This window comes from Synechococcus sp. MU1655, assembly GCF_023630655.1.
Lineage (GTDB): Bacteria > Cyanobacteriota > Cyanobacteriia > PCC-6307 > Cyanobiaceae > Synechococcus_C.
In genome coordinates this window covers 1-7,903 of record NZ_JAKUHK010000070.1, presented here as the reverse complement: position 1 = coordinate 7,903, position 7,903 = coordinate 1, and the positions used below count along the sequence as shown (strand labels likewise).

At 49.4% G+C, this 7,903-nt stretch carries 9 protein-coding genes; 3 read left to right on the top strand and 6 right to left on the bottom strand.

Annotated features, from left to right (window positions below):
• From NCN04_RS04995 to NCN04_RS04985, 3 genes are all read right to left on the bottom strand, one after another.
• The coding region (locus NCN04_RS04995; RefSeq protein ID WP_250395365.1) for an SDR family oxidoreductase at positions 1–424 on the bottom strand (424 nt) is incomplete at its 3' end.
• 62 nt (positions 425–486) lie between these two features.
• Positions 487–696 (bottom strand): recombinase family protein, encoded by a 210-nt coding sequence (locus NCN04_RS04990; protein ID WP_250395364.1) that lies wholly within the window; start codon positions 694–696, stop codon positions 487–489.
• Positions 697–889: 193 nt separating this feature from the next.
• Positions 890–2,590 carry an iron uptake porin gene (locus NCN04_RS04985; protein ID WP_250395363.1) on the bottom strand — a complete coding sequence of 567 codons (1,701 nt, stop codon included), beginning with the start codon at positions 2,588–2,590 and terminating at the stop codon, positions 890–892.
• Between the two features lie 471 nt (positions 2,591–3,061).
• On the opposite strand from NCN04_RS04985, the gene NCN04_RS04980 reads away from it, so the two are divergent.
• From NCN04_RS04980 to NCN04_RS04970, 3 genes are all read left to right on the top strand, one after another.
• Positions 3,062–3,469 (top strand): DUF1330 domain-containing protein, encoded by a 408-nt coding sequence (locus NCN04_RS04980; protein WP_250395362.1) that lies wholly within the window; start codon positions 3,062–3,064, stop codon positions 3,467–3,469.
• Positions 3,470–4,321: 852 nt separating this feature from the next.
• Entirely contained in the window at positions 4,322–4,477 is a 156-nt protein-coding gene (locus NCN04_RS04975) for a hypothetical protein (protein WP_250395361.1), read from the top strand.
• Between the two features lie 112 nt (positions 4,478–4,589).
• Positions 4,590–4,955: a hypothetical protein gene (locus NCN04_RS04970; RefSeq protein ID WP_053068512.1), complete on the top strand. Its 366-nt coding sequence runs from the start codon at positions 4,590–4,592 to the stop codon at positions 4,953–4,955.
• A gap of 393 nt (positions 4,956–5,348) precedes the next feature.
• Here NCN04_RS04970 and NCN04_RS04965 read toward each other — a convergent pair whose 3' ends face one another.
• The 3 genes from NCN04_RS04965 to NCN04_RS04955 all read right to left on the bottom strand — a co-directional run bounded on the left by NCN04_RS04965 (position 5,349) and on the right by NCN04_RS04955 (position 7,691).
• Positions 5,349–6,038, bottom strand: coding sequence for a hypothetical protein (locus NCN04_RS04965; protein ID WP_250395360.1), 690 nt, complete (start codon positions 6,036–6,038; stop codon positions 5,349–5,351).
• Positions 6,039–6,260: 222 nt separating this feature from the next.
• Positions 6,261–6,497 (bottom strand): hypothetical protein, encoded by a 237-nt coding sequence (locus tag NCN04_RS04960; protein WP_250395359.1) that lies wholly within the window; start codon positions 6,495–6,497, stop codon positions 6,261–6,263.
• A gap of 501 nt (positions 6,498–6,998) precedes the next feature.
• Entirely contained in the window at positions 6,999–7,691 is a 693-nt protein-coding gene (locus tag NCN04_RS04955; protein ID WP_250395358.1) for a ParA family protein, read from the bottom strand.
• Positions 7,692–7,903: the final 212 nt, after the last annotated feature.

The window sequence follows — 7,903 nt, the reverse complement described above, 5'->3', positions numbered from 1 at the left end:
CTGGCGCAGGCTTTCGATCACCAATGGAACTGATATTGATAATTGTTCCGCATTTGCGTTCTCGCATGCCTGGCAAAACATGGTGAATGCCATTGGTCACCCCTTTGATCATGGTGTCGACTTCCTCATTGACCTGCTCGAGGCTGAGAGTGTCCAGTCCGCCGATGTGGATCATCCCTGCGTTGTTAATCAGACAGCCTGTGGGCCCGTACTGACTCTCTGCTGATTTGATGGCATCCCCCAGCGCCTGGCCATCGGAGACATCGAGCTGCCGGTAAAGCACTGGCTTATTGGCCAATGTGGGGTCCACCTCCTGGTTCCTTGAAATCAACAAACAGGGGTGACCAGCCGACGAAAAAGCATGTGCCAAAGCCTTGCCGATCCCTGCGCCAGCTCCTGTAATCACAACCAATTGTGCTGTCATGGCCTCGACCGACTGATTACTTGTTCACAGCTTGGCAAGAGCACCTTTGACTGGGGGACTCCTTAGATCTTTCGAGCCAAATCAGGCCGTGGACTCCAGGCAATAAACAGCGCAACATTGGCCTTCTCAATGCCAGGGCGAACACCGCCGAGCTTCACACTTCGCTCCTTTGCACGTTGCAGGCCGGCCTTGGTGCGCTGACTGATGAATTCACGCTCCTGCTCAGCCAGTGCCGCATAGATGTGGAGCTGGAACTTATCGGCATTGGGCATGCAGGCAACCTTGAACTCAAGGACCTTCACCTCGAGCAGACCTGCAATGAAGGAGATGCGCCGATTCAGGGCAACAACGCCTTGATGTCAGAAGCGATCGGCATGTGCGTTCGACTCAGAAAAACTTCAAACCAATAAAAAAGCCCCCTGAAGAAAGGGGGCAAAAAATAGAAAACCGTTTCAGAAGTGAGGATCAGAAGCGGAAGGTTGTCTTCACAAGTCCACCAAAGTTGTTGAAGGTGCCATCGGGGTCGAGTTCATTCAATGCTGTGGTTTCGAAGCCTAATGGTCGACTCAAGTAAAAGATGGCGGGAGTGACTGAAATGTTGTCAGTCACCTGGAACATGTACCACCATTCCCAGGCATAGTTGCCATCAGCAACGAAATCGCTTCCGCCATTGATGTTGGAATTATTGTCCCAGCTGGTGACGAAGGTGGGCTGACCAACCGCCATGCCAAGGGTGTTGCCCTTCATGAAGGCATCAGCCCACTGAAGACCCACGTACCAGGATTGGGAGATCGCTCCATTAAATGAACCAATCCCTGAAGAGCCAGGTATGGGAAAATTAGCATTTGTAATTTCAATGGAATTGTAACCCCAGCCTGTGCTGATGCTGGGGAACCAACCTGCATTTTCAGGAGTCCACCATGCACTCAAACCAAAGGAGTTGGTTGTACCCAGGCCGCTGAAGAATACGGCTGAGGGAGTTCCGTTTCCGGCATAAATGCCAGCTCCGTTATTACCCGATGCATAGTTGTAAGCAGCAGCTAAACCCCAATTTTCAGGAGCATAGGCAATCTGAACTGTGCCGCTAGAAGCTGCACAATCTGTGGCGATACCACCGCAGTCATCTGAATTTCTGAGTAAGGCGTTCGTGTTAGCAACACCAGGAGTGCTGTTACCACCGTTGCCACTCACGTAGTTGGCACTGATGCTGAAGTCGTTGGACTCCCAGCTCAAACCAGCACCAGCACCAAGCTGAAGGTTGTAGGTCTGAGGTGCACCGGCATAGGTGAAGAAGTCGAGAACAGTGTCAGAGGGATATGCGCTAGGCCATACGGCCAGCATGTCGTCCTGACGGACACGACCACCAATCGTTGCAGTGAAGTTGCTACCGATTGGGAATTGATACCAAAGGCGGTTCACCACAACGTTGTTAGGTGCACCTTCTTCAAAAGCTGTCTCCAGAGTGGACAGACCCGAAAAGGAACTGTTACCACCAAAAGCAGAGGTGTTGAAGTTGCCGGCACGCAGCATGGTGCGCAACAGATCCTTGCCAGTGAAACTGGTGTCAAGGAAGAGGCGCATGTCGTAATTGAACGTGGTTGCACCAGATTGCGCAGCCGCAAGATCAGCATTTTGATTACCAGGCAATTCGCCCGATGCAGAGGAACCCCCGTAGCTATTGGCACCGATCACGAAGGTCGCTTGACCTTTCAGCTTGGTGGTGGTGGAGAACTGAGTGGCTTCCAGTTCGCCAACGCGAGCTTCCAAACCGTCAACACGGCCCTTGAGGATGGCGAGTTCCTTTTCGAACTCCTTCATCAGGCGCTTGAGCTCGTCGGTAACTTCGGTGACGCGGTCGAGACAGGCGTTCAACAGAGCAGCCGCTTCAAAGCGGGTCATTGCCCTGTTACCGCGGTAGGTGCCGTTGGGGTATCCGGCCACACAGCCGTAGCGCTCGATCAGGTTGCTGAGTGCCTGATAAGCCCAGTCGGTTGGGTAAACGTCAGAAAACTGAGTGATGCTGGTGACTTGCTCGCGGCTGCTCAATGCAGAGGTGGCGGCGTAGTCAGACACACCATTGATGTTGAGCTCAGTGGCGTTAGCAGCCACAGGTGCCAAAAGGCCCAGGGCAGCTGGGGCCACCAGCAGTTGATGGAAAAGTTTCATTTCGGGCTCACACCAAAGATTGCGCAAAATGCGTCAGCACTCGAAAGCGCAGTTGGACCATCATGTCTTTGAAGCGTGAATGCAATCGATAGAGGCCAGTTTCGGTTTTGCTGGCAGACCTTTTCCCAAAGTGAGGACTCAGTTGGGCGATGAGAAGCATTGCCAACGGTTTTCCAGGATGACCGTTTGTGAGTTGCACACGCAGCAACAACGCAAACCCGTCAGAACCTGACTCGGTTCACTAATGAAACAGACCCAAATACGAGCAATGGCAATCACGGACGGCTTAAGGCGTCACCTCTTGCTGAAGGTTTTCAGCGCCTACGAAATCTTGAATGTCTTCCTCTACGAGAAAGACGTTTAAGGCCAAGTGGCTCAAAACCTATTTGAGCTGTAAGGAACGCATTGGGAAGGCAATGGCATTATTAAAAGCACCATTGCAGCAAGTAGCTTCCTTGCTGAGGAGGACTAATGATTCGCACCACTCTCACCGCAGCACTGGCTCTTGGCCCCATAGGCGTTCCAGCCATGGCATCAGAAAACTCTGGGGTTTGTAGTCAAGATCCAGTGGTCATGGTGGTTGATGGGGTAACCAATGATCGCGAGCAGATGGCAATTTACGGACAAGCACTAAAGGAATCTGGACTCCACCAACACGCTGGCTCTTATTACTTAAATGACCCACGACCTCTACGTATTCTTGAAGGAAACCGAGACCAAAACCATGTGACGTTGTTGATTAATTTCCCTTCAGAGTGTGCAGCAATTGACTTCTGGAGCTCTCCCATATATCGGCAGAAAATCAAGCCCCTCAGGAACAATGCAGGCGATTACACCATTGAGCTTTACCGGCTCCTTAGTCGTGCCAACCATGGCTGATAGCACCAAGGCTTACTGCACCCTGGCTTGGCATGAAGAGACTCTCAAAAGACTGGACATAGCTGTGCCATTGACCGAAAGGCCATGCACCATCAATCAATAGTCAGCAACCTTTTCGTTGACGACTTCAACTACTACAAGTTTGTCTTCCAGCAGCTGAACAGGGAAAGGCCGATCAGCACGATAACAAAATAGGGAGCATTTCCTTTACATGGGGTATTAACCCTGAATGTGTTTTGGCAGAAGCTCGACCATGATCATGGGGGATATTGAGATGGTGTGGAGAATCTTGGATTAATGCTCATGACAACTTATTTTGTGAAATAGTCTGGACATTTTAGCGTAGGGTTCGCTTCATCTACTCTTTCTTTTATGCCATTGATTGTATTTATCAGGTTAGACAGGATATTGCGGTTTGAGGTTAAGGATTCTCGCCATAGTCTATGAGAGCTGAAATCGCAATCTTCCATAAGTTCGTCAAGATTTTTGGCTAATCTTTCAGTTGCCTCATAAGCAACGATTAAGTCAATTGAGATTTTCTGTTTGGTTGATTTGGATAATGGAGTAGAGGTCGTAGCAGTGGTTGGTGAGTAGAATTTTTCGTAGTCTTTTACACCACTTCGTCGTAGTGGGCGATGTAGTCTTCTTGATCCTTTCATTAAACTGGCCATTTAGTTTGTAAACTTTAACGGGGCACCTCTGCTTTCTGCGAGCTGCTTTCACGACAAGTCGACCCATCCTTTCAAGTCAGTGGGGCTCAACCCAATTAGCAAACTTGCCAAGCTGCGCTGATCTATCCGCGGCAGCCCGATTACGCCCGATCCACCAACGCAGCATGCATAATTCGTTTTGGTGAGTAACTACCGCTTGTCAGCACGTCTGAACAACCCGGTAGGCAGCAGCGGAGCTCAGGTACAACGTCGTCGAAGCCTGGGAGATCACGTAGAAGACAGGCGGATGGGAGCGCTGTCAATGGCAACAGTCAACCGCAAGTACACCCATCAATGAGCTTAGATCCACAATTATGATTCCATGGAAACAATCGGTTGACAAGTAAAACGGGCGTAAATTCTAATAGAATAGATTCGGTTTTTCCTCATCCATCCCTATCCAAAAAGATGTGAAATTACTCATCCTGATCCTTGTATCAATATACGGTCTTCCTTCTAATGGCTTTGGCGGAAATTTTATGGATGACACTAGAACAGATAAAGAAGCATTCAATACAGCAACAAGCTATCCTGTGTTTCACGCTAAATGCATGGAGAAAGAAATGGTCATGTGGGGGGAAGTTGCAGAGCTGATGGTTGATCTATCAACGTCTCATTGCTACTGCAAATATACTGAATTGCAAAATAGAGAAAGCTATAGCTTGGAAAGTCAAGATATTGCTGCATCAAGTTGCTATCGCCAAGCAACAATGGACAAAAAGGCCGAATTCATTTGGTGGGCTCTGCCTTTGCACAGACAGAAAATGAAAGAATAAAGATTGGATTATACCTTTTGCGTGAGTGCAATATTTTCATTCAGAAGATTGCCTTAACTCCATTTATAGAAGTCCCTTGCAGGCCTTTTCAAAGAGCAGCTCAAGAGGGTTTATCGGCATGCTTCGAGCATGGTGAGTTTGGTTGATCAGTTCCGCACACCTTTAATCAATCAGCTTGATAAGCAACCATGTGTTGTGGCTCTGACTGGTGATGAACCTTGAGGAAGGCTGGATGTTAGTTCTAAATAGTGCTGAAGACAACAAAGACCAATGCCCCGCCACGAGCGGGGTTTTTGTTTTGCAGCGGGGATGCTTGATGCAGTTTGCATTAACGAATGGCCCTAGCACTCCTGCAAGAGCTATTGATGGCTCTCAGAGCTAATGAAGCGGATGTCAACAAGTCTTGTCTTTCACTAAGCCTTTCCCGGGAAATGATCGGTCATTGTGGCCAGATACTCTGACTACAACCTTGCAGGCTTTCCACTTGATACCTCCCAAAAACTTTCTAATCGCTTTTTGGTTTTCGTTTGAATACGATAAAGGATTGTCAAAGCTGACATGAAGCTTTGTTGGGTTTTCAACAAAACCAATAAATTTGCTGTTGAGTTGTAATGCCGATCTCAACAAGGAAAAGCAATTATTAGACTTGCAAAGTAGTGGATATTCTACATAGCTGGGATAGCCTTTGCTAAGTCGAGGTTTGCCCCAATTTGAGTACCCTATGTGATAAGGCTTTTTGATTTTATTGTTGAAATTTCTTACGCCTATCGTCATGGCCTCATTGTGTTTTTTGCACTCTGGGCCTATTTCTGCTTTTGAATTTGATGGCAGTGCAAATCCCGTTAGCGTCATATGTGCAGGCACAGGGCTTGGTGCCCCCCAGTATTGATTTTGCACTAAATGAGCTATTTTGCTTGGCGGTTTCCAGTTGACTGGAACTAAGTACATTGCGATGACCAGTTCTGTTCTGGGCTTGCATTTTCTGACTGGATTCTCTGCAAAAGCGGCAGGACCACTTAATAGAGACAAAAGAGTTGTTGAACAGCAACAAAAGAAAACTAATTTTGCTTTTTTCAAAGACATGGATTTAACTAAATTGTAGATTTTATATAACATGACCAGGTCAATGCCTTCTATTAATTTTTAAAAAGACCGTTTGAACCGCTCAGCCTTCGCAAAAAAGCTTGACCTTTCATCCCTTGATTACGTCTGTAGTCACCGTCGAGGAAACGGTGGTGAAGGCGCACTCCCCATCCGGGCCAAAGTCACCACTTGGGCGGGCACCGTTTCCACCCGCCTGACTAGTCACCAACCGTGTTCAGGTGCGCTCTTGACTCCTGGCAAAAGAATGGTCCTTTCACGGCGAACGATGGCCGGTGTGACCCCAAGCTCCGTGGCGATTCTGGTGATCAGTCCCCGTGGCCAAACATCGGGATGCTGTTCGGCGGCCTCATAGATGGCCTCATCTAAATCAATTTTGACGAGGTGTGCAAGGCGGCTTTGTTCTGAAGTGAGATCGGGTTGAAGAACTGTTTTAGTCATGAGTACCACCAAGTGGAATCTCTTCGGTCTATGACCGCTAGATGGTTCTCGAAAGCCGTAACCGCCGCCCTGGAAGGTTCGGTTTCAGGAACTTGGCAAGCAAGGTTTCGAGTGAGTCGTTGTCCAGCCAATTGGCAAACTTGCCAAACTGCTCTGATCTGGCAGTGGTGGCCTGATGACTCCCGTACATCGAGAAGCTCAACGCTGAAGGCTGGCTGGTCAACAGGCAAGAAGGGATGCTTGTCCAGATCAAGCCCGAAGCAGAAACCCAACTGCTCAGTTCAATGTGGTGAGTGACTACCGCTTATCAGCACGCATTGGGCAACCAGAACAATGCAGCGGACGATCAGGCGCCTAGGCATTGAGATGTGGAGCAACCTGCAGAAGATCCGTTGAGCCGCGGCTATTCCTAATCAACATCCAGCAAACGTCTACGTTGAGAACCACTTAGCAGCAATCCAACTGATAGCTGCAATCACAAAAGCAGACCCACGGCAAGACTTAAGCGACTTGGCGCTTCTCCAATGGCGTGGTGTCCCAGCCGATGGGGTGAATCGGAATCACCTCACCACGTTTGGGGGCAAGCTCGGCAATCTCCTCACAAGCTTTGGTGTAGGCATGCCAACCGATCATGCGGCGAGGATCAGATTTGCCCGCCGCAGAAACCGCTTGATCCACGGTGACGCCAGCGTTCTCTGCTTTTTCAAAAGCAGAGAGCAGGGGGATTTGCGCACGCAGAACTGAAATCCCTGCGGCATCAAGCGCCTGACGAATCTCCCGCGCAGCCTTGGCCTTGCGCGAGTCCACCTTCACAAGCAAGACAGCAAAAGGAACATTGAATTGCTTGAGATGTTCGGCCATCTCCAAAGTCAATTCCAACGAGCGCGTCTGGGCAGCGGTGGGAAGAATGATTACATCAGCGCCATCCACCAGATTTTTAATTTCCTCTTGGCTGCTGCTGGCTTGGCCATCGGTGACCACCACCTCGGCATAACGCGTGGCCTTGGCCGCCGCCTCGATCGGGGCCACCTCAAAGTTCAATAACCCGCGGGCCCCATAGGCACTGGCCGAACGATTGCGGTCGGCATCAACCAACACCACTGATTGGTATTGAGTCGACCAAATCGCCGCCAAATGAACACTGGTGCAGGTTTTGGCGACACCACCTTTTTGACCGAAAACTGTTACGAACATCACATCGTGTCAATGGGCGTTTTATACCGCTGATTGCGCATCGGGCAAGCCTGAAACATCAGGCCTTCATGTTCTTCAACTCAACTCTTGCTTGTGAAAGTACCGCAGGCTGGGCTCTTGAAATGGGGCGAGCCATGGCATAAAAAAAGAAGGCGACTCAGCCTTCTTTGGGGGGTGTAAGGAGCCAAACTTGTGAGGAGTTGGCAGACCAC

Excerpts from the sequence above, each read along its gene's own strand:
- NCN04_RS04965 (WP_250395360.1), bottom strand. The coding sequence starts at position 6,038 with ATGTCTTTGAAAAAAGCAAAATTAGTTTTCTTTTGTTGCTGTTCAACA.
- NCN04_RS04955 (WP_250395358.1), bottom strand. The coding sequence starts at position 7,691 with ATGTTCGTAACAGTTTTCGGTCAAAAAGGTGGTGTCGCCAAAACCTGC.
- NCN04_RS04985 (WP_250395363.1), bottom strand. The coding sequence starts at position 2,590 with ATGAAACTTTTCCATCAACTGCTGGTGGCCCCAGCTGCCCTGGGCCTT.
- NCN04_RS04990 (WP_250395364.1), bottom strand. The coding sequence starts at position 696 with ATGCCCAATGCCGATAAGTTCCAGCTCCACATCTATGCGGCACTGGCT.
- NCN04_RS04980 (WP_250395362.1), top strand. The coding sequence starts at position 3,062 with ATGATTCGCACCACTCTCACCGCAGCACTGGCTCTTGGCCCCATAGGC.
- NCN04_RS04960 (WP_250395359.1), bottom strand. The coding sequence starts at position 6,497 with ATGACTAAAACAGTTCTTCAACCCGATCTCACTTCAGAACAAAGCCGC.